19 protein-coding genes and 3 pseudogenes are annotated in these 20,711 nt (G+C 40.5%); 13 read left to right on the top strand and 9 right to left on the bottom strand.

Translation table 11 applies throughout. The annotated features are described in order from the left end of the window. Positions 1-98: 98 nt before the first annotated feature. Together cas5 and HWQ36_RS27740 are read right to left on the bottom strand one after the other, a co-directional pair. The gene (gene cas5 / locus HWQ36_RS27735; RefSeq protein ID WP_292708821.1) at positions 99-548 is read right to left on the bottom strand and encodes a type I-MYXAN CRISPR-associated protein Cas5/Cmx5/DevS; all 450 of its coding nucleotides are present in this window, start codon (positions 546-548) and stop codon (positions 99-101) included. Continuing rightward, positions 545-886, bottom strand: coding sequence for a hypothetical protein (locus HWQ36_RS27740; RefSeq protein WP_292708823.1), 342 nt, complete (start codon positions 884-886; stop codon positions 545-547). The genes cas5 and HWQ36_RS27740 overlap by 4 nt, the downstream gene beginning before the upstream one ends. A gap of 295 nt (positions 887-1,181) precedes the next feature. Between HWQ36_RS27740 and HWQ36_RS27745 the strand changes: the two are divergent. Beyond that, positions 1,182-2,633 (top strand): annotated as a pseudogene (locus tag HWQ36_RS27745) (ISLre2 family transposase). 185 nt (positions 2,634-2,818) lie between these two features. Here the strand turns inward: HWQ36_RS27745 and HWQ36_RS27750 are convergent. Beyond that, entirely contained in the window at positions 2,819-3,319 is a 501-nt protein-coding gene (locus HWQ36_RS27750) for a hypothetical protein (protein ID WP_292708824.1), read from the bottom strand. Between HWQ36_RS27750 and HWQ36_RS27755 the strand changes: the two genes are divergently transcribed. Continuing rightward, a complete protein-coding gene (locus HWQ36_RS27755) occupies positions 3,311-3,616 on the top strand; it encodes a helix-turn-helix domain-containing protein (protein WP_292708825.1) in 306 nt (101 codons plus the stop codon). The two genes, HWQ36_RS27750 and HWQ36_RS27755, sit on opposite strands and share 9 nt — an antisense overlap. A gap of 36 nt (positions 3,617-3,652) precedes the next feature. After that, positions 3,653-3,847 (top strand): hypothetical protein, encoded by a 195-nt coding sequence (locus tag HWQ36_RS27760; RefSeq protein WP_292708827.1) that lies wholly within the window; start codon positions 3,653-3,655, stop codon positions 3,845-3,847. Between the two features lie 336 nt (positions 3,848-4,183). On the opposite strand, the gene HWQ36_RS27765 is transcribed toward HWQ36_RS27760, so the two are convergent. Both HWQ36_RS27765 and HWQ36_RS27770 read right to left on the bottom strand, forming a co-directional pair. Continuing rightward, positions 4,184-6,346, bottom strand: coding sequence for an AAA-like domain-containing protein (locus HWQ36_RS27765; RefSeq protein WP_292708829.1), 2,163 nt, complete (start codon positions 6,344-6,346; stop codon positions 4,184-4,186). 78 nt (positions 6,347-6,424) lie between these two features. Next, a pseudogene (locus HWQ36_RS27770) lies at positions 6,425-7,747 on the bottom strand (AAA-like domain-containing protein). A gap of 251 nt (positions 7,748-7,998) precedes the next feature. On the opposite strand from HWQ36_RS27770, the gene HWQ36_RS27775 reads away from it, so the two are divergent. The 3 genes from HWQ36_RS27775 (at position 7,999) to HWQ36_RS27785 (ending at position 9,423) form a co-directional block, all read left to right on the top strand. After that, the gene (locus HWQ36_RS27775; protein WP_292708831.1) at positions 7,999-8,790 is read left to right on the top strand and encodes a hypothetical protein; all 792 of its coding nucleotides are present in this window, start codon (positions 7,999-8,001) and stop codon (positions 8,788-8,790) included. Positions 8,791-8,885: 95 nt separating this feature from the next. Next, a complete protein-coding gene (locus HWQ36_RS27780; protein WP_292708833.1) occupies positions 8,886-9,062 on the top strand; it encodes a toxin secretion, membrane fusion protein in 177 nt (58 codons plus the stop codon). After that, positions 9,016-9,423, top strand: a complete 408-nt coding sequence (locus HWQ36_RS27785) for a hypothetical protein (RefSeq protein WP_292708835.1) — start codon at positions 9,016-9,018, stop codon at positions 9,421-9,423. The genes HWQ36_RS27780 and HWQ36_RS27785 overlap by 47 nt, the downstream gene beginning before the upstream one ends. Before the next feature lie 144 nt (positions 9,424-9,567). On the opposite strand, the gene HWQ36_RS27790 is transcribed toward HWQ36_RS27785, so the two are convergent. Beyond that, positions 9,568-9,711, bottom strand: coding sequence for a hypothetical protein (locus HWQ36_RS27790; RefSeq protein WP_292708836.1), 144 nt, complete (start codon positions 9,709-9,711; stop codon positions 9,568-9,570). Between the two features lie 31 nt (positions 9,712-9,742). Between HWQ36_RS27790 and HWQ36_RS27795 the strand changes: the two genes are divergently transcribed. From HWQ36_RS27795 to HWQ36_RS27825, 7 genes and pseudogenes are all read left to right on the top strand, one after another. Then, complete coding sequence (locus HWQ36_RS27795; protein ID WP_292708838.1) at positions 9,743-9,922, top strand: hypothetical protein; 180 nt, start codon at positions 9,743-9,745, stop codon at positions 9,920-9,922. Next, positions 9,919-10,327, top strand: a pseudogene (locus tag HWQ36_RS27800) (type II toxin-antitoxin system VapC family toxin). Before HWQ36_RS27795 ends, HWQ36_RS27800 begins: the two are co-directional and overlap by 4 nt. 22 nt (positions 10,328-10,349) lie before the next feature. Beyond that, positions 10,350-10,820, top strand: a complete 471-nt coding sequence (gene ybaK / locus HWQ36_RS27805) for a Cys-tRNA(Pro) deacylase (RefSeq protein ID WP_292708840.1) — start codon at positions 10,350-10,352, stop codon at positions 10,818-10,820. 412 nt (positions 10,821-11,232) lie between these two features. Continuing rightward, complete coding sequence (locus tag HWQ36_RS27810; RefSeq protein WP_292708842.1) at positions 11,233-11,592, top strand: hypothetical protein; 360 nt, start codon at positions 11,233-11,235, stop codon at positions 11,590-11,592. Positions 11,593-11,602: 10 nt separating this feature from the next. After that, positions 11,603-13,840, top strand: coding sequence for an SNF2-related protein (locus tag HWQ36_RS27815; protein ID WP_292708844.1), 2,238 nt, complete (start codon positions 11,603-11,605; stop codon positions 13,838-13,840). Continuing rightward, complete coding sequence (locus HWQ36_RS27820) at positions 13,840-14,034, top strand: hypothetical protein (protein ID WP_292708846.1); 195 nt, start codon at positions 13,840-13,842, stop codon at positions 14,032-14,034. Before HWQ36_RS27815 ends, HWQ36_RS27820 begins: the two co-directional genes overlap by 1 nt. Positions 14,035-14,259: 225 nt before the next feature. Continuing rightward, positions 14,260-16,464, top strand: a complete 2,205-nt coding sequence (locus HWQ36_RS27825; RefSeq protein ID WP_292708848.1) for an ATP-binding protein — start codon at positions 14,260-14,262, stop codon at positions 16,462-16,464. 589 nt (positions 16,465-17,053) lie between these two features. Here the strand turns inward: HWQ36_RS27825 and HWQ36_RS27830 are convergent. From HWQ36_RS27830 to HWQ36_RS27840, 3 genes are read right to left on the bottom strand one after another with little or no spacing between them, the layout of a single operon-like run. Next, a complete protein-coding gene (locus tag HWQ36_RS27830) occupies positions 17,054-17,767 on the bottom strand; it encodes a hypothetical protein (RefSeq protein WP_292708850.1) in 714 nt (237 codons plus the stop codon). Between the two features lie 58 nt (positions 17,768-17,825). Then, on the bottom strand, positions 17,826-19,307 hold the full coding sequence (locus tag HWQ36_RS27835) for a sulfite exporter TauE/SafE family protein (RefSeq protein ID WP_292708852.1): 1,482 nt from the start codon (positions 19,305-19,307) through the stop codon (positions 17,826-17,828). Then, positions 19,304-20,707 (bottom strand): tetratricopeptide repeat protein, encoded by a 1,404-nt coding sequence (locus tag HWQ36_RS27840; protein WP_292708854.1) that lies wholly within the window; start codon positions 20,705-20,707, stop codon positions 19,304-19,306. The genes HWQ36_RS27835 and HWQ36_RS27840 overlap by 4 nt, the downstream gene beginning before the upstream one ends. Positions 20,708-20,711 lie beyond the last annotated feature (4 nt).

Raw genomic sequence — 20,711 nt, forward strand, 5'->3', positions numbered from 1 at the left:
ATTCTAAGTCCGTAGAAATGCTGAAATACTCTATTCGATTATTACTTCATTACTTGAAGTATCGTTTTATCCTGGTGTTTGATTAATTCATACCGCACTCAGCAACGCCGATTAATGGAATTGACTAAATCGTGGCTTTCACCAAGACATAGACCACCAAAACGATTGATAGTTTCAGGATGAGTGAATGCTATTTGGAGGCGTTCTAACAAAGTTGGGGATTCTGCATCTATACCCGAATCAACCCAGACGATAAATTGAGTGTCTGTGAGCAACTCCTGGTAATCTGGTCGAGCATTGGTCGGATCGCTAATTTCCTTCTTCTTAAATCGGCGGAATGTTCTGATTATGGTTGATTTTGCAGGTTGAGTGAGAAGGGCGATCGCTAATTTAGTTCCACAATGTTTATAGCGATTCATTTCTCCCACAATTGAGAGCAACATTCCATAAACTGTTGAAGGTGGTGGTACTAGATAAGTTTCAGCATATTCTCTGGCACGGGATTGCCGAAAGCAAGCAATGGGAACTTCTACTTGGAGGGCAATCATTTTGTCAACTCCACTACTGGTAACTCTAAATCTCTGGCAATTCTCTGCTTGAGAGTTTCTACAACCAATTTGATTCCTGTCAAGACATTAACACCCAACTGTGCTAATTTTTTACCATCAGAGGTGCTAGCGATCGCTCCTGCCACCCATAGTTCTTGAGGATTAACATCTTGTGATTCCACTCGACGAATTAATTCAGAAGCTGTGATTTGACCCTCATCTTCTTCTTCAAAGCTGTAAAGAATTCTCGGTGCAAAGTCGTGTGTCCAGCGTAGCACCAGACTATCTGGGGAAAAGTCATACAAAAAACGCGAGTGATTTCCAGCAACTTCTCCCAAAGAAGCTAAACCATCTAAAACTGGAATAATGCGAGATTTATCTTTTAGGCGATCGGGTGTCAGAGCAAAACCATATTGATAAGGGAGCTATGCGGTTTTGTCAGATCCGGTAAAAAACAAGCGATCGCTAAATCATTTTCTCCGCAATATAAATAAATTTATACTTTCTAAAACGTATTAACACTTAAAAAGGAAAGATGAGTTTGAGTCACAAGTTGCAAGACTTTCTTTTTTGACCAAAAAAAGCTAGGATTCCCTTTGAGCAATAATTTCGAGACAGGGATTATCCACCTTAATAGAAAAAAGTATATGTGCAATTCTAGATTTAAGCAAATCATTATCAAATTTTTATTCCGAGGTAACAAAATGTTTAGAATTGACGAATATTACGGAGTGGAATGGAAAAATTCTTGAAGAAAGAGAAGGAAAAATTAGAGAAATTGCACTTATTTTAGCTGGTCAATGTATTGCCCTGCTTGTTGTATAACCTTTCACAATCTCAGTCAGCCAATCAAACAGCTATGAATAAAACACTCTTGCTGGTGGGATGGCAATATGCAAAAACACGGTTATAGAAAGCGACAAATATTAACAGTCGGAAATGTTTTAGTTACTTTAAAATTACCATACATGGTAAGAAAAAAGTCAACAGCTACGACCACAAATAAAATCTCTACTCAGGGATTATGCCCATTATTAAAGTGGTTGGGAATGTCAGATGGCTTAACCCCATTAGTATGGTCAACAGTTGCCCAATACGGCGCAATCACTAACTCATTTGAAGCCGCATGTACAACTGGGAATTAACCTTAGTTTAAAACGAATTGAACGCAAAACACATATAATTTTGGTCAAATTGGGATCAACTTACGTCAATCTAAAATCTGAAATCGCCAATTAGGGAATTTAGCTGAAGGTAATATTCTTAAAGGTCAAAGAGTTGTCATCGCCGTAGATGGTGGTCGGAGTAGAATCCGAATTAATAAAAAGGGGAGAAAAAATTCCAAAACCAAGCGACACGGCTTTATCGGCAAATGGGTTGAGCCAAAGTTATTCACAATTTATGTTGTTGATGAGCAAGGTAAAAAAATAAATACTTCTGAAATTCCTATTACGAATGATGACACTTATGAAGGATATAAAGCGCTTTTAGAGATTTTAGAAGTGTATTTATTTGACTTGGGAATTAGTCAAGCAAAACAAGTTTTATTAATCGGGGATGGAGTGGATCTGGATACATATTCCCCCACTTTTGGCAAGATTAGGATGCCCAGTTGAAACTTATCGGCTATTCGATTTTTATCATGTTACAGAAAATATAAAAGTATTTGCAGACGCAGCTTTTAATGAAGAAGTACAGTCTAAAGAATGGTTTATAAAAGTTAGAAAGAGTTTAAAAAAAGGGAAAGCTAAATCCTTAATCAGCCAGATGGATGAGTTGATTGCTGTAGCTACTGGAGAGCGGTGTAAGATTATGGTAGTTAAGCGGAATTATATTTTTGATGCTTATCGTAAAGGGCGTTTAAATTACGATAAAGCAATAAATAAAAAACTACCTATTGGCAGTGGTGCAATTGAGAGTTTAATCCGCCAAGTTGTAAATTTAAGAATCAAAGGAAACAGTAAATTCTGGTTGAAAGAAAATGCAGAAATTATGTGACATCTGCGTTGCCAATGGATAGCTAAAAATTGGGATAATTTTTGTGGTTCTATCTTTAATTCCTTTATTAAACAAAAAACTGCTTGATAAATTTTATACTTTAGTTCTACTCTCAACTTATTATTTGGTTTAATTAACACTAAGTATAAAAGACTGATTGTAGATATTTTTGGCAACAATCGTCAAATGACTTGCTATTAATCTTTTTGAGATATCTCATCAAGATGAATTCTCGTGGCTATCAGCATATTTTTAGTAAATAAAGTTGCTTCTTACTTAGATTTGATTTTTGCGATCGCACTTTTTTTGTCTGACCTCACAAAATCGCATTGCTCCCGTTCAAGGGGTGCAGGGAATGTTTCTCTAAGTGTGCCGTCTTGGTGATGCCATTGGATGTAACGTTGGCATCTGGCGGGGGTGGTAGCGCAGAATTGCTCTTTGCCGTTGACCATGACTAGCCACGGTTGGGTTGTGAATTCATCGTGGTCGTAAGCGATGTAGGCTATCAGTTCTTTGCCACAGAAAACCTCGTGGTGGTAGAAGTTGATTTCTACGGTTGTCAGTGGTTCGGGAGCGATCGCTTGGGCTTGGGTTGCGATGTGGTGGTCTAGTTCAGCTTGGGCTGTGGCTTGTTCGTCAACCTTCTGAAGCTGGGTGGATTGGTGGGTGATGATTGCGTCTACCCAGGTTTCAGCCGCTCTTTTGTCCTCGGTGGGTGTTACGCCGAGTTTGTAAAATTGAAAAAGACGAGAGAAGCTAGAGGCTTGTCTCAAAATGAGCTAGCGAGGAAAACTGGTTACAGCCTGCAAAATATTCAAAAAATTGAACAAGGAAGAGCTGCCTCAATTACATTTGATGCCTTGGGGAGATTTTGCGAAGTACTTGAATGTCAGCCTGGAGATATTTTGGAATGGCGGCCAAACAATACTGATGACAAAACTGGCCACTCATCAAATGATGAGGTGTTAAAAAGTGCTTCAGAGGAAGTAGAAGGAAAAAGTGAGTCGCCAAAATCAACAAAACGTCAAGCACACATGATTGTCATTGATGGCAATAGAGGTGCGGCATGAAACAAAAATTGTACAATAGCCAACGCCAGAATGATTATGAGGCTGAATTCACGCCTGACTACGCCAAGCCATCTACGAACTGAAGCACGGTTTGATCGATCAGGGCAAACAACTGATGGGTCGGCAGATATCGGGAAAGGGCGAATGTACTGGGTGCGTAGACGCTTTTGGCAGCTTGTGGCTTTCCATCGCTTATTTGAAGGAAGCGTTACGAACGAGGATTGGGGTTAAGTCACCAGAAGCCGTGGAAAGTGGCAGCTTGTAAGGAGGGGAGGAAACCGAAGGCAGCACAGGTGAAATCTGCTGTGATTACTTGGTTCAAGTGGGCAAGGCAACAGAGGATAGCGACCGATGTGCTTCTTAAAGCATCCTTTAATTACATAGGACAGATTAAAGTAAATAAAGCAAATATTATTTAGTTACTGTTAGCTCAGATGCTTAATCAAAAAGATTTAACTGGTATAATGACGAAAGTATATGAATCAACTTGAACATATTGAAGCTATTGAAAAATAGTTGTGGTCGGCAGTAGATACGTTAGGGTCAAACTCAAAATTAGCGGAGTATTCACTTTGACATCAGTGAATCAAAAAAAGGTACATCACAACTAGCAAAGCGAGAGAGGAGAGAAACCTCTTGGAAACGGAGTCCAGTAGTCGGTAAATGTCCGTCAGGTGTTTTTTCTTGTTGTAATTGATAATTGATTTCATTCAAATCAATTTCTTCTAATTCACCTTCACTACTAATCCACTCCACTGCTTGCCAAAACTTGATCACAGGTGTAAGTTTTGCTTGTCCAATTGAGCCACTTTTAAGCCAGATTTCTTTTTGCCTTCTAAATCCAAATTTACCATCACTGTATTTTTCCCACAAAGCGTTTACAACATATAAATCCTCAAGAGGAAATTTCTCAAAATCGCTTCTCACAAGCATTTGTATTCCTTCTTTACCCACCTTTTGAGTCATCAAGCGATAGGTTTCTTCATCCGCCTTTTTCCACTCTTTGGCTTCAAGTAATTTTTGAATCGGAGTATAGTGAAGAAAAAGATACTTAATTAAAGAACATATAACATCGTTAGTCGTAAAATCAGTATCTTGTTTATTATTAAATAGCTCAATTAAATTTTTATGAATAGATTCCACAATCTCTAAGGGAAGAATTTCCTGATTTAAGATATCTATCTCTTTTTCCAAGGTATTCCTGAGAATTGTAAAGGCTCTCGTGTAAGCTTTAATTGCATTTTCAAGATAACCCTGCTTTTTAGATAAACTCCCTTGAGCGTAATAGGCATAAACTAGAGTTTGTAATTTTTGAGAAACAGAATCTATTACTTGGTTATTGTCTAAATCATTCACAGGACTCTTGAATCCTGCTTCTACTTTCTGAAATTCTTCGTTGTTGTCTAAATACTCTAAAGCAATCTTAACTTCTTCTTCTGCTTTCTGAAATTCTTCGAGTTCCAGATAAGCCAAAGATAGATGACTTAGTAATATAACTTTTTCAACTTTAGGATCTTGAAATTCTTTCGCCAAACTGGCAAGTATTAACGCTTCATCACCTTGAAACTTGTGACCTTGATTACGAAGTTTTATTCCCAATTCAGATAGTTCTCTTCTAAGATTTTCAGCATCCCGTACAGTTTCTAATTGCCTCTCAACCCAATTTTTGTTAAAAACTTCTCTATAGATAGGATTATAAACCTTCAACTTGTTCCGCTCTTTAATCACTAAACCCGAGAGAAGTAGTTGTCTTTGTTCATCACTATTGTCAACATTGACATCTTCACCTTGCAAGATACCTTGGTAAATAGTCATCATATTTTTCATCAAGCGATGATTGTTTAATATCCGGTTTTTTATGTAAGTTAAATGTTGCGGGTAGTCATGAGATTCCCAGTCCTCAACTATTTGTGTTTGAACTAATTTATCTATATTAGGATTTCTCTTTTTCTGTTGAACAACTAATTTACAAATTTTCTGAGTTAAAAAGGGTTGTCCACCCGTCCAATATAAGATCTGTCTTAGTACTTCATCTGGATTTACTACATTCTCAATCAACCCTTTACTTAACGATCTTCTAGCTTCAGTTAAACTAAATCCATTAAGTTCAATAAATTTTCCAATATTATAAGGAGTCGTATCTAAATTAGTTATTAAATCTGATGGAGTAGCTACACCGATTAAACAAATAACAAGCTGCTCATAATTGGAATAAATTGCTCTTTGATTATAAAAAGCTCTTAGTAAACTAAAAAAATCATTGGCTAATGATGGAAAATTAAATATTTTATCGATTTCATCAATAAAAATAACTAGAGAATTACTGTTGTTATTTGCCAAAAGCATTTCTTCAATCAATAAAGTAAATTGCCTAGTAGGAGATAAATGATTATGTTGAGCCAACCAACTTTCTAATTTAATCTGTTCTTGGAGATTAAATTCGTTAGTCAACCTATAAATTAATTCTCGATAAAATTGGGTTGGAGTACTTTCTGAACTAACAATAACTGTAAAATCTAAGTAAGCACAGCTAATCTGTTCTTGAGTTAGTCTTTGGCGAACTTTAACAGCAAGACTAGACTTCCCCATTTGGCGGCAGTTAAAAATATAAAGAAACTCGCCAGCCTTGATAGCTTGATAGAGTTCTTCATCAGCTTGACGTAAAACATAGGTAGGATGATTAGCTGCTAGAGAACCACCTAGTTGATAACGATAGTTTGTGTTATACATTGCCTTCATGTTCCTACTTTTATATCGGGTATCTTAATTGTTTATTAAGCAATTTTAGATTGCTCTAAAAATAGGAGATTAAAATAAGTGGATATGTTCTTGAAAATACAAGCGATATAACTCACAAATAAAGCTAGCTTGATTACCTCTGACTTGAATCAATCCTATACACTCTAGTTGATAAGTTATCCTTGGTTGTAATTGAGCTTGACCCGCTTTGACAATTTGTTTAACAGCTTCAACTAGTTCTGATCTTTGAGTAACTTGTCCTAGCTTAGATGACAGATGGTTTTGATAAATTCCTTCTTGAGTAGGAGCTGTTGTTAAAAACTACTTAAAAGACCGCTCAAAAGGTATATCAGTATTTAAATCAGTTTTAAATAAATGCCATAAAGCCAGTTGTACTAGATAAGGATGTCCCCCTAACATTTGCTGTAATTCTTGCAGTTGTGTATCAGTTAAATACCTTAATTGATAACGACGAATTGCTAATTCTTTTAGTTGTTCAAAGGTAAAAGGAGGTAGGATAATTGTCCGACCTACGTTTTCAAAAGGTGATTGATTGAGATCTAGTTCTAAATAAGGATCGGTGGAATAAATTAATACTAAATATAGTCGCTGCCAAACTTTTGAATTGCTAAAGTTAGCTAATTCTTTCCAGTTTCTTAGCAGATTAAAGAAATCCTTCATCTCTGAATATTTAAAAAGTCTATCTACCTCATCAAAAATTAGAACTAGATTCTTATTAAGATTTTTTAATAAATACTTCTCGAAGTATTGTTGACATCCGTAAGTAGGTCTAACATCTGTTATAAAATACTCATTCAATTGGGGTACAAGCCCAAGTTCAGTACTAACTTGATAAGATAATTCTCTAAGAAATCGATTTAAATCATGAAAACTTTCTTGGTCAAATGTACTTAACTTTAAATGAACGGCTTGATAGTTTTGTTTTTCTAGTTTCTCAATCAATCTGATAATAAAAGATGTTTTTCCCATTTTCCTAGAAGCTTTAATCCGAATAAGCGAATCATCAAAAATATCTAGACTTGATTGCTCTATATAAAAAGGTGAATCTAAAGGAAGTACATCAGTTGGTTCCCTTGGTAACAACATGCTTTGCTGTTCCATAATTTCTTTAAAATTTCGCAGACCGATTGTTTCTTGCTTGTCCATCGAAAAAGCACTTTTAATATCTCTAAATAGGTTTGGAGCAAAATATTTTTGAATCGAATCTATTGTAGATATGTCTAATTTTTCTTTAATTATGTCATAAATCTTTATATATTTTAAGCCTTCCCAGGCTCCTTGAAGAATGTAATAGTCTACATCTTGTAATTCTTTTCCTATTGTTTGCTTAACCTGGTTATTGGCAATCCAGAAAGCTTGATTAGAGTTCATAGCAGGTCGTTAATGGTGACTTAAGAGTTATTTTAATCTTCATTTTTTCTATTTGTTTTTTATCTTTATTAATTTTAATACTTTAATTTTTCTGAAAAAAACTCATAATTTACTTACTTTTGTCAAAAAATACTTACTTGTCAGCAAGCTAAATAGGAAAAACAATGTTAAATTTTGGATTGAGTTTTTATTGATGATTTGCTATTTCTAATAAGTATCAACCTTGCGACCGCCTTCACCTAGAGCGCTGTGTGGAAAGAGCAGTCTTTGAGGCGGGTAAGGCACTGGCAGAATTACGCGATCGCAGACTGTACCGTTCAAGTCACCGCACGTTTGAAGATTATTGCCGCGATCGCTTTGGTCATAGTCGCCAAAAGTCAAATTATCTGATTGCAGCAGCTGATGTCTACGAGAATTTGACAACAATTTGTTGTCAAAATTTGCCGCCTGAAGATTTGACAACAAATGGATCGCAAATTTTGCCCACTAGTGAAGGGCAAGTCCGACCCATTACAAAGCTAGAACCTCAAGAGCAGTGGGAGGTGTGGCAAACCGCAGTGCAAGTTGCTGGTGGTAAAGTGCCAACTGGTAGAATCGTGAAAGATGTTGTGCAGCGCATCATGGAACGCACAAAAGTACCCAATACCTACCAAATCGGCGAAGTCTGTCAAATTCTTGCTAAGGACAATCCAGAACTCAGAGGCAAAGGTGGCTCTTGGGCGATTGTCAGCGCAGTGAATGACTTTAGTTGCACCGTGAGAATGTGGGATGGCGAACACACCATTGGCTTGCAGCACCTGAAGTCCTTCAACTATCTGCCCCAGGAATGTCAGCAGATGCAGCAGATTAGCGATGCCTGCGGCGGGCTACGCCTACGCATTCATAGGTTACGGGAAAACGAGAACTTGGAAGATGCTGCCTGTGCTGTGCTGAAGCATCTGGGGGAACTGAAGCGGCCGTATTTGACTGCTGTTGAAGAGAAGCTGTTGGGTTTGATTGAGGGAGAATATGGGGTTGAAGAAGTAGCAGGTGATTCTAAATAACAGATAAAAAATAGAAGTAAATAATGCAATCAGGTGGTTGGCAGTAAGAATGCTAGACTGAAAAGAGAAACCTATATTAAATTTTAAAAATGGAAATGATTAGTCATAAAGTGAAACTTAAAGAGCAAAAAAGCGATTTTGTTTATTGGCAAACTCAATCTTATCAGTCCCGACTTGAAGCCTTAGAACAAATTCGTCAAGAATACCATAAGTGGAAAGATAATAGTGCTGAATCAAGACTTCAAAGAGTTTATACAATTTCTCAACGATAATCATGTTCGCTATCTGATTGTCGGTGGTTATGCAGTAGCAATACATGGTCATCCTCGTTATACCAAAGATATTGATATCTGGATAGAAATGAGTCCAGAAAATGCGGATAATCTACTTCAAGCTTTAGAACAATTTGGGTTTAGTTCGTTAGGATTACAATCTGAAGATTTCCTGACCCCTGACCAAATAATTCAGCTTGGTTATCCTCCTAGCAGAATTGATTTATTGACAACTATTGACGGGGTTAATTTTGAAAATTGTTATCCTTTAAGGTTAAAAGTTACAATTGATAATATTGTGGTGAATTTTATTGATTTAGATAATTTAAGAAAAAATAAACAAGCATCAGGACGACTGTAAGATTTAGCTGATTTAGAAAATTTGAATTAGTGCGATATTCGTAGCTTACCGTAGGTCTTAGCGTTCTTGTAGAGACTGCATTAAATTTCAACCGAGCCGATTATTAACATTCGCCAAGCGCCAAAACAATCGCTCAATAACCAGTTAAGCAAAGTGTGCCAAATCGTAGCCACAGACAACCCAGAACTGAGGGGGAAGGGCGGGTGCTGTGCGATTGTCAGCGCAGTGAATGAGTTCAGTTGCACCGTGAGAATGTGGAATGGCGAGTACGTCGTTGGGTTGCAGCACCTCAAATCTTACAATTACTTGCCCCAGGAATGTGAACAGATGCGAAGTAATGGTGATTTATCAACAACTAAAACCGTCAACAACCACAAAAACACCAGAAGAATTAGGATGGCCACCCAACTTTTTTGAGCAGACTTATGGTAGCTGTCAAGACGATCCAATTGTTATCGATTCTGAAGGTGATTTTGAGACAAGGGAAGAAATTCTGTGAGGTATTTATTAGATACCAATGTTTGCGCTCGTTATCTCAACGGTAGGTCGCTCTTAATTCGAGAACATTTACAGTCAACAAATGTAGAAGATATTGTTGTCTGTTCAGTAGTGAAGGCAGAGTTGTTTTATGGAGCTTTTGAATTGCAATAATCCCCAAATTACTTTAGCTCGACAACAGCAGTTTCTCACTTTGTTTGTTTCTTTGCCTTTTGATGATGTTACTGCCCTCACCTACGGTAGAATTCGTGCAGAATTAGCAGCAAACGGTACTCCAATAGGCCCCAATGATTTTCAAATAGCTGCGATCGCTTTGACACATAACTTAATATTAGTCACACACAACACCAGAGAATTCAGTCGTGTTAGTGGGCTGGTGATTGAAGATTGGGAGCTTGAGCAATAAATAATATCTTTTGTGGACTTGAATGAAAACCAATGCTGCTCGACTACTGGACAAACTAAGTATTCCCTACCAAATCCTTAGCTATGAAGTAGATCCTGACGATCTGGCTGCTCTTAGTACAGCCCAGAAAGTAGGACTTCCCGCAGAGCAAGTTTTTAAAACTCTAGTAGTCAGAGGTGACACAACAGGTATCTGTTTTGCTGTTGTGCCAGGAAATGCTCAGTTAGATTTAAAAGCCTTGGCGCGGATTTCAGGAAACCGCAAGGTTGAGACAGTTGCTCTCAAGGAAGTTCAGCCACTAACAGGATACATCCGTGGGGGTGTGACAGCTTTAGCTAGTAAAAAAGACTATCCAGTTTACCTTGATGAAACTGCAACTCTATTTGAGCAGATCACTGTTTCTGGTGGAATGCGAGGAATGCTGCTTCTGCTATCCCCATCTGATTATTTACGTGCGGTCAATGGCACTTTGGGAGCAATTGTACAAAATTAGTACAGAAATTTTCATCAGAAACCATAAAGCGATCGCTAATCAAAGGAAGCTTATAGCTTACTTGAGAAAAGCTAAGTATTCTTACTAAGGAACTTTATTTTTACCTTGCGCTTGAAAACTAATCTACGTAAGACTTCTGAGAAAAATAGTCTGTAAATTGCTTAGAAAATAAAAGCTTTAAAAATTTATTGATAATTAACTAAATAATATAGCCGTATAGAAAAATACTTAATAAGATGTAGCAGGTGCTAAAACCCGAATAAATTGATAACTATTTTATACCTACTACTTAAATAAAGCATAGTTGCAGATTAGCACTGTAGTCCAAGCAGTCATTAGAGATAAGGGTTTAGGGGAGTGAAATTGTCATGGGAGGGATAATACCAGTCCAGTTACAAAGAGGAAGACACGAGTGACTGATATTGTAACTGGACAGATTGTGCATGTGCGATCGCGGCAATATCTTGTAGAAGAAGTTGTGTCGAAACCATCTCCAGAGCAAGACACAAAAGTTAGCCTTTCTTGTTTAGAAGATGATGCGTTAGGAGAATCGCTAGAAGTCCTATGGGAACGGGAAATAGATGCCAAAATCGTAGGGGCGACATCATGGGATTCCATAGCGAATCGAGGTTTTGATAATCCGCGTCTGTTTTCTGCCTACCTGCACACATTACGGTGGAATTGCGTAACCTCCACAGATGCCAAGCTTTTCCAAGCGCCTTACCGAGCAGGTATAGAAGTCAAAGCGTATCAGCTAGAGACCACTGCGTAAAGCTTTACTGATGCCGAGAGTTGGTTTGTTTATTGCCGATGATGTCGGTTTGGGGAAAACCATCGAGGCAGGGCTGATACTGCGTGAGATGTTGATGCGGCAAAAGGTTAGACGAGTCGTTATCTCGTGTCCGCCGTCAGTGGTAAGGCAATGGCAAGAAGAAATGGAGAGTCGCTTTGGACTCACATTTATGATTCTGGATCGTGAGTTTATTGCTGCCCGTCGTCAAGAACGGGGTTATGGAATTAACCCTTGGATGACGCATACTCGGTTCATTATTTCCCACGCCTTGCTACGAGATGAAACCTATGCTGCACCGTTACGGGACTGGCTTGGTGATTTTGCAGCTGCATCCATGCTCATCCTTGATGAAGCTCATAATGCTGCACCTGCAAGTGGTGCAAAGTATGCCGTTGATTCCCAACTTACCAAAACTGTTCGAGACTTAGCACCGCGTTTTGAACACAAACTGTTTTTATCTGCCACACCCCACAATGGACATTCCAACAGCTTCGCCGCCTTACTAGAAATTCTTGATCCCCAGCGTTTCTGCCGAGGAGTACCCGTTCGTAATCGCAAGTTACTGGACACTGTAATGGTGCGGCGCTTAAAACAAGATTTACGGGAGATCGGAGAAGAGTTTCCCCAACGCTACGTTCTTCCTATAGTTATTGATAACCTCCCAGAAGACGCACCAGAACTCAAATTATCCCGATTGCTGCAACAATATCGGAATCTGCGTGAGGAAAAGCTCAAAGATGCAGCGAAGTCTACCCAGACTACGGCGATGTTAGTAATTACTTCACTACAAAAGCGTCTTTTATCTTCCATTGAGGCATTTGCTCGGACTTTAAAGGTGCATCGGACGGGGATGGAAAAGCAAGCGGCTCACCGCCTCTTCACACATCAAGCCAGTCTACCGTTGCTGTTTGAATCCCCTGGTGCAGATGACGAACGGGCTGAATTTTCCGAAGAGGAAGTACAAGCAGAAGAAGATGCTCAAATGGCAGCAGCTAGTATGCAGGCTGCGGGACAAACAGCACGTGAATTAGCGATTTTAGATGAAATGGCGGATGTTGCGAATTCCTCTCGCTACCAGCCAGATCCGAGGATTCAACAACTGGTAGAGTGGATTCGCCAAAATCTTTGTCCTGATTTGGGTCAACCGAATGCTGCTTGGTTAGAACGGCGAGTAATTATCTTTACAAACGATCCAGAAATTCGGTTACATAAAGAATGGTTGGGCTTTCTCCAGCCTGTGGGGTTGGTGGTGTCTCCGCCTGCATTGTCAGCAGCCCAAGCTGTGGTTAACCGCAATGTGGTAGAACTGCAACAAACATTGCAAGAAGTTGCCAGACGCGAACCCGTCTCCGGTGACATAGGCAAGAAAACCTTTGGAATTGACGACTTTCCTGCTTTTACTATCAATGTTTTAGGTTGGCAACCAGAAGATTTAGTTGTCAGTCCAGAGTCATTAGCGATGGCGTTCCGCCCACCGGAGGCGATCGCACTCCCAGATTACAACGAAGTTTTGACACCCACGTATGCTGTACCCGACCCAAATGGCAACTGGATGATGCTGGTACAGGTGCTTCCTGATGGTACTGAACTTGACAACGCTGGGGCGGAGGATAGTAAATCTACTGGTTGGCACGCCAGCCCCCAGTCTAAGTTTGAGCGCCTTTTAAAAGAAACAAAAGTTTACATTGGGCTATTGTGCAACAATACAGAATTGCGTTTGGTTTATGCACCACTTGGTGAGTCATCGGGACACCTGACTTTTCCTGTGCAGGCAATGTGTGAGGTATCTGGGCGGCTGATTTTGGGTGCAATGGAGATGTTGCTCTCGGCTGACCGGCTGTTTAATGTCCCTAGCGATCGCCGTTTGTCTGCAATCCTAGAAAAAAGCCGGAAATATCAAAACGATGTCTCTATAAAGCTTGCAGAGCAGGTGTTAGAGGCATTATGGGATTTACTGCGTGGCTTCCAAATAGCAGATGCAACCAGTAAAAGCCGCTTAGTGAGTGACATTGCCACCACTGCACCTCAGCATATTTACGGTGGACTGATTACTATCTTGCTGCGGTTGGTGTTCCTGCTTTACGCTGAAGACCGGGGACTGATGTCTCAAGATGCAGTTTATACACGCTACTACTCAGTTAGTGGACTTTACGAGCGATTGCGAGAAGATGCAGGCAACTACCCGGATACAATGGATCAAAGGATGCGAGGACAGCAGATGATGTAGTGGCGGCGTTAGGACGGAAGGTGTCACCGAAAACGCCGAGTTTAATGCCTGTGGGTTCTCTGTATTTGCAACTGGGGGAAGAACGGCGGCGTAGTGGTTCTCATTATACGCCTCGTGCATTGACGGAGCCGATTGTGAAAGAAACATTGGCTAGTGGCGGTTTAGGTCATTCCTCACAAAGCTCACCCGATTAATTAGAGAGATGATCGCTACATTCCTACATTCGTTAGGAATTTATCAACCCTGCCTGCTGCGAGGGGTTTAATGTCATTAAACCTTAAAATGAGAATTGGCGATCGCTATATATTTACTACTATCAACATTATTTATAAATTTTGTCAAAGTAGATTTTAGAAATCAAAAATATCCTTCATACTTTAAAACAGTAATTCTACGTAAAATTTAAGGAAGGGATGCCAATGACATCTCTATTACAGCGACTAAGTGCAGAACGAAATCGCAAATTCGTGGGACGTGGGCGGGAAGTGGAGCTATTTCTGGATGTGATTGCATCAAGAGAATTACCTTTTCACATTTTGCACGTCTTTGGCCCTGGCGGTGTGGGCAAGACAACCCTCATACAGCAGTTTTTGCAGTTTTGTGAACGGTCAAAAATATCAACTATTTACGTAGAAGCACGTAATATAGAAGCTGTGCCAGAATCTTTTCTTAGCACACTACGTTCCTTGATGGGATTGAATGAATCAGATTCTCCTTTGCATCTGCTAGCCCAAAGACAAGAACGCAATGTCATTTTAATTGATACCTATGAAGCTATTGCCCAGCTAGATGAATGGTTACGGGAAGTATTCTTACCCCATTTGTCTATTAATACCTTAATTGTGATTGCTGGACGCAATCCCCCCTCATCTTCTTGGTGTAGCGATCCAGGTTGGCAAGCTTTGATGCACACCTTGCCCCTACGCAATCTTACCCCAGAAGAAAGTCAAACTTATCTCACCACACGAGATATTCCCACCACACAACACCAAGCGATTCTAGAATTTACCCACGGACATCCGCTAGCATTATCTTTGGTTGCTGAGGTGTTTGCTCAGGGAAAAGAAATCTCTTTTCAAGCCGAATCTGCTCCCAATGTTGTTAAAACACTGTTGTCAAGATTCATCAAAGAAGTACCAACACCCCTACACCGTATGGCTTTAGAAGCTTGTGCGGTAATTAGGCTGACTACCGAAGCCGCACTAAATCAAATATTGGCTATGCCTCAAAATACTTTGGCTGGTGAGGCTCACTCTTTAGGGGAAATACTTGATGTTCACGATTTATTTGAGTGGTTGCGCGGACTGTCGTTTATCGAATCAGGGCAATTGGGTTTATTTCCTCACGATTTAGCACGCGAAGTTTTAATTGCTGACTTGCGTTGGCGTAATTCGGAATTATACACGGAATTACACCACCGAGCGCGTCAATATTATACTAAACGACTAGGGCAAACCCAAGGGCAAGAGAAGCATCGAGTGCTATTTGATTATATTTTTTTGCATCGGGATAACTCGGCGATTCGATCCTGTTTCACCTGGGGTGAGCAAAGTAGTTTATTGACAGACTCACTACGAGAAACTGACAAAACCGCACTGCTGGGGATGGTGGCAGAATACGAAGGCGAAGAATCGGCAAAAATAGCAGCTCACTGGTTGCAGCGCCAACCGCAGAATGTAGTCGTATTTCGTGACTTGCACTCCGAACCTGCGGGATTTGCCATGATGGTGGCATTGCAGATAGCAACTCTTGAAGATTTGAGTGCAGATCCGGGCGCTCTTGCATCTTGGCAATATCTGCAAACCCATGCACCATTACGCCCTAGCGAAGGCGCAACTATTTTCCGCTTCTGGATGGCGCGGGATACCTATCAAGCTGTTTCCCCCACCCAAAGTCTAATTTTTATTAATTTTGTACAGTATTTTCAGAAAACACCGGGGTTAGCATATACCTTTTTACCTTGCTCTCAAGCAGATAGTTGGACAGCCATGTTGAACTATTTCGACTTAACACGACTTTCTGAAACTGATTTTACAGTTGAGGGAAGACACTATGGTGTTTATGGGCATGACTGGCGAATTGTGTCACCTACCGTATGGAAGGAAATTTTAGCCCGAAAAGAGGTGACAACTGTCGGAGAATCTGTAGATAATACTCCAGTCGGTGAACCTCTGTTAGTTCTTAGTCAGGCAGAATTTGTAGAAGCGGTGCAGAATGCGTTACGTAATTTTAGTTGTCCTGATGTATTACAGAATAATCCTTTAGTGCGATCGCGCAGCGTGTACGAAGTACTATCACGCAGCATGTCAGAACAAGTTGCCACAAAAGCAAGTATGAGCGAGAGTCCAAAGGACACGCAACTCTCCGACAATCCGTCCCCTGGGAGTCTACGCGAACGCATTAAAGTTTTACAAAATCTGGTGAAACAAGCAGTTGAATCCTTACAATCATCCCCGCGTGATGAGAAACTCTACCACGCTGTTTATCGAACTTATTTAAATCCCGCTCCCACGCAAGAACAAGCGGCTGAGTTTCTAGATTTGCCTTTCAGTACCTATCGCCGTCATCTGAAAGCTGGGATGAGAAGGGTTACAGATATTTTATGGCAAAGAGAAATTAGCTAATCAGTGAAATGATTTCAAAGACTCAAATTTAGCCAAAAAAGTTTTTCAGCTTGTGACAAGCTAATTTCAAAGTAGCCTATTATGCACAAAGCAGTTATTAAAGAAATGAAGATAAATCGTTTCATGTTTTCCTCAAAATAAGATTTACTGACAAACTTTTCACATATAAATTAATACGGTTCGGTTAAGGTTTTACTCTTTGTTAAAGTGAATTTTTTTTAACTAACCGCATTCGCGTAGCGTCTCGTTAGAGAAGGACGCAAAGGGCGCTAAGAAAAGAAAGAAAGAAATGCTTAACTGAACTGTATTGACATATAGGACTCCAATTTGATTTTTGAAAAGATTCAGTACATCTTTATTCCCTGTTCCCTACCTATGCAAGTGATTTCAGGAATTGGTATTAGCGCTCTTTTATTACTCCGAAAAAATAAAATATTCGTAGGTTGGGTTGAACTTTAGTGAAACCCCAACAAAATCAGAGATTGTTGGTGTTGGGTTTCGTTCCTCAACCCAACCTACGCCTAAGTTCATCAAAGTCCTTAAAAATAAGGGTGGATGATTTTTATTCCACGAGAGTCATAAAAGAGCGTTAGTTGACGGATTTTAGCTTTTTCAGTTTGTGCTTTAGTATTAAAGTGCTTCCTAAAATGCCAAAGACTACTGTGCTGGCGATTGAAGAAGGTTCGGGAACAAGTCTAATATTATCAGGGCCAGTGATGGTATTGGTAAAAGTACCAAAACTGCTATTGCTATTGTCAAATCCAGTGGTGACTAAGAAATATTGATTATTGGCAGTTAAGCTCAAGCCGCTAAAACCAGATGTGCCTTCATCTGGGAAAGGATCGTTCCCACTGAGTAAGTTAACTAATGGGGTAGTTGGGTTGAAGCTGTTTTGGTACAAGAACTGGATGCCCAGAAAAGCTTGAGAACCTACAACATTATATAAGCCAGTAGTATCAACTAAGAAAGGCTGGCTGTAATAAGGGACGGCAGTACCATTACTAGAAAGTGATGTGGGTGGGTTTGTACCACTTTCAAACCCTTCCGTTTGAGGACGGTTAAAAGTTGGTGCATTTGTTGTGTCACCAGAATATGAAATAGTGGATGCTTGAGATGGCAGGATAACACTTACAGATAGAGCGATCACAGCAGAGGCAATAGGGATTGAATATCTTAGCGATTTTTGCCAAAAATTAAATGAACACTCACTCAAACTCTTAAGCTTGGCTGTTTGTGAAAACTTGGTAGAGTGATGAGATAGATTGTTTTCTGAGACGATGGATTCTTTAATTGCTTGTGACATATAAGTTGTTTTAGGTTATTTTTACAAAACTGAATGCTTTGTATGATTGCACTTTTATCTAGTTCCAGGGATGAGCGAGCAAAGCCTGTGAAGTAATACCTAAGCCAATTAGGGTAATACATAAGGCACTTGCCACAGGTAACATCTTGATACTGGGTATCTGGAGTGGCAAATGCTCAAACCGATTTTTGGCGTAGACTAGCATTAAGCCGATTCCAGTTAGTACGGCTGCTAGACCTAAGCTAAAGGCAGACACCAGCGCTAGTCCAAAGCCAATTCGTCCCATTGCGATCGCACTTAGCAACACTACTAAGGCTGAAGGACAAGGTAACAAGCCACCGGAAATTCCCAGCGCTAATAGGCTAGACCACTTCATGGAACTTACATCACCGTGAGGCGGTAGATGTGAATGGTTGTGGTGATGGTGATGATGCAAGTCGTGGCTGTGTTCATGACTATGTACATGGTCGTGTGAATGAGAGACTTGAGTCCCTTGCAATCGACTGATAAACAAATTCAGACCAATTACAGTTACCAGTACGCCAGAGAGGACGCTTAACCAAGGGTACAATTGCTCTGTCAAAATAAACTGGGATGTGCCAAGAGTGACTATCCCCAGAGCAAATATGCCAGCAGTATGGGTAATCGTCATAATCAGCCCCAGGAATAGGGCGTGTTGGGCATTACTGCGGGAACCCACCAAATAAGCACCGACTATCGTTTTCCCATGACCAGGGGACAGGGCGTGTAAACCACCCCATAAAAAGGCGATCGCTAAAGCTATTAGGATAGTAAAGAAATTATGATTTTCCTGGGTAATTAGGCTAGTGAAGACATCGTTGCTTCTTCCTGTCAAAGCATTATCTAAACGGCTGGATGATTTAACAAACGGCGGAGGCGCTTGTTCGCTCAATGTCAGAGACGGATTGAGTTTAAAAGAAATCCGACGCTGGTCGAGAGGACTGCTGAGTAATTCAGTGGGGTAATCTCTCAAGCGGTTGGTGATACTCAAAGAGGTGAAATCACCTTGAATAGGAACGCCATTTGCAGCCACAGTCATCTCACGCCAGCCCAAGCGCTGTGGATAAAACTGATCTTCAAACTCGATTAACTGATTCGCGCCAACTAACTCCCTTGTTCCCTGAAAGTTACAACTCAGCCGCAGTGTAGATAATCCTCCTACGCCTGGAGGAAATTCGACTGTTGATTTGCTCAAAGACAGTGCTAAAGGCTGTTTATCGATCAACAATTCCAGATGTGAATTGACTTCCTGGCATTTTTGGTCAGGGTATCCAACCGTCTCCAGAGGTTCAGCTTTGCGATCGCGATTAGTATCTAAATGATTAATTTCCTGAAAAGCCGGAATCTCTGCCATGTCTAGAACATAATCAATTCCCACACCATCGGTTGCTACCTGCACTCCTGCGTAGTGATTGATAGTAAAATTACCTAAAGGATGGGCATCCGCCTCCGGCATCCAAAATAAACATATTGCGATAATTGCAGTATTCCAAGCCAAGTAATGTAGCAGCTTTTTCATAAAGAACTCCCTATAGTGTTAGGAGTGGGAAAAGAGACAGAGGGTACTAAGTTAGCCAAGACTTGACGAGCTTGATCGGCATACTTGTGATGAAATTGAGGATTGAGGCTAACAGCTTGAGTTAGTCGCTTTATTGCTTCCCCACGCTTACCTAAGTGAAACGCAATCATGCCAGCATGAAATTGCAGCAAAGCATCCTCTGTTCCAAAGCGAGTTGCTCGTTGTGCTGCCTTTTGCGCCTCTTCCCATTGTCCATTAGCCGCAGCTGCCCAAGCCAACGTATCCTCTGCATATACATCGTCTCGCACTGCCACTTCACTACGGGCAATTTGTAGCGCCTCTGGTAAGTGGATTCCATGTTCAGTGTAGTAGACAGCCATTGCGCGATCGTAGATTCCTTTAACCTTGCTCAGGTAAGCGACTACCCCGATTAAATCTTCAGTTTCAGTTGCACCTTCGTGATCTCCCAGAGCTATTTGAGCATCAGCCTTATACCCCAGCGTTTCTACCAACGGCATCAGTTCTATACCCTGGTTGGCGATATTTAGAACATCCTGCCAGCGATGCTGTGCCGCATAAAGGCGGGCTAGTCCTGTAAACGCAGCTATATGCCGTGGAAACAGGTCAAAAGCTTCCCGATATCGCTGCTCAGACAGGGCAAAATCACCGACTGCAAAAGCCAGATCCCCAGTTCGCACATGAAACCAAGCGCGAGTTTCGGCGCTCGTCGTGTAAAAAGAGTCCATCTCCTGCATAGCCTCATCTAGCAGTTTTCGCGCTGAAGCTAGATTGCCAGTTAACTCTAAGTAACGGGCTAAAACCGCGTTATGACCAGAGTTCGATTCTTCCTGTGCAAGGTTCTGCAAAAGTTGATGAGTTGTTTCATAGTCGCCCAACTCCATCTGAATCGATGCCAAGAGCGAGACAATATTGGGATTGTCAAGAGATGAATTATTTAACACATCTAAAGCTTCCCGAAACTGATGTTGAGATAGTAAAGCTGATGCTAGGAGCATGGAAGAAACATCATTATGGCGCGGCTGTAGTGCCAGGGATCTACGTGTCGCTTGTTCTGCTCGTAACACATCGTCTATATCTCCAATTTCTCGAAAGCGCCTCAAATATTGATCGGCTAAGAGACGTAAAAATATTGAGGAATCGGGAGATTGGGCAACTTTCTGCTCATAGACGCTGATAATGTGCGATCGCTGTAAATAATCAGGGAAGACTAAATCTGACTGCTGATCTGGTATGTAATTAACAGTCAGCAGTTGCACAGCAGAGGAATATGTGCCTAACTTACTATTGGTGTAGCCTAAACTTAGCGCTTGTGTATCACAGGGTCTTAGTAAAACCAGTAGGCTAGTCAGCACTAACACCCATAGTATTCGTAGATGCATAAGC

The sequence above is a fragment of the Nostoc sp. NMS2 genome (assembly GCF_017115105.1).
GTDB lineage: Bacteria > Cyanobacteriota > Cyanobacteriia > Cyanobacteriales > Nostocaceae > Nostoc.

Excerpts from the sequence above, each read along its gene's own strand:
- HWQ36_RS27780 (WP_292708833.1), top strand. The coding sequence starts at position 8,886 with ATGATTAGTCATAAAGTGAAACTTAAAGAGCAAAAAAGCGATTTTGTT.
- cas5 (WP_292708821.1), bottom strand. The coding sequence starts at position 548 with ATGATTGCCCTCCAAGTAGAAGTTCCCATTGCTTGCTTTCGGCAATCC.
- HWQ36_RS27765 (WP_292708829.1), bottom strand. The coding sequence starts at position 6,346 with ATGTATAACACAAACTATCGTTATCAACTAGGTGGTTCTCTAGCAGCT.
- HWQ36_RS27815 (WP_292708844.1), top strand. The coding sequence starts at position 11,603 with ATGCCGAGAGTTGGTTTGTTTATTGCCGATGATGTCGGTTTGGGGAAA.
- HWQ36_RS27835 (WP_292708852.1), bottom strand. The coding sequence starts at position 19,307 with ATGAAAAAGCTGCTACATTACTTGGCTTGGAATACTGCAATTATCGCA.
- HWQ36_RS27830 (WP_292708850.1), bottom strand. The coding sequence starts at position 17,767 with ATGTCACAAGCAATTAAAGAATCCATCGTCTCAGAAAACAATCTATCT.
- HWQ36_RS27760 (WP_292708827.1), top strand. The coding sequence starts at position 3,653 with ATGAGGCTGAATTCACGCCTGACTACGCCAAGCCATCTACGAACTGAA.
- ybaK (WP_292708840.1), top strand. The coding sequence starts at position 10,350 with ATGAAAACCAATGCTGCTCGACTACTGGACAAACTAAGTATTCCCTAC.
- HWQ36_RS27840 (WP_292708854.1), bottom strand. The coding sequence starts at position 20,707 with ATGCATCTACGAATACTATGGGTGTTAGTGCTGACTAGCCTACTGGTT.
- HWQ36_RS27825 (WP_292708848.1), top strand. The coding sequence starts at position 14,260 with ATGACATCTCTATTACAGCGACTAAGTGCAGAACGAAATCGCAAATTC.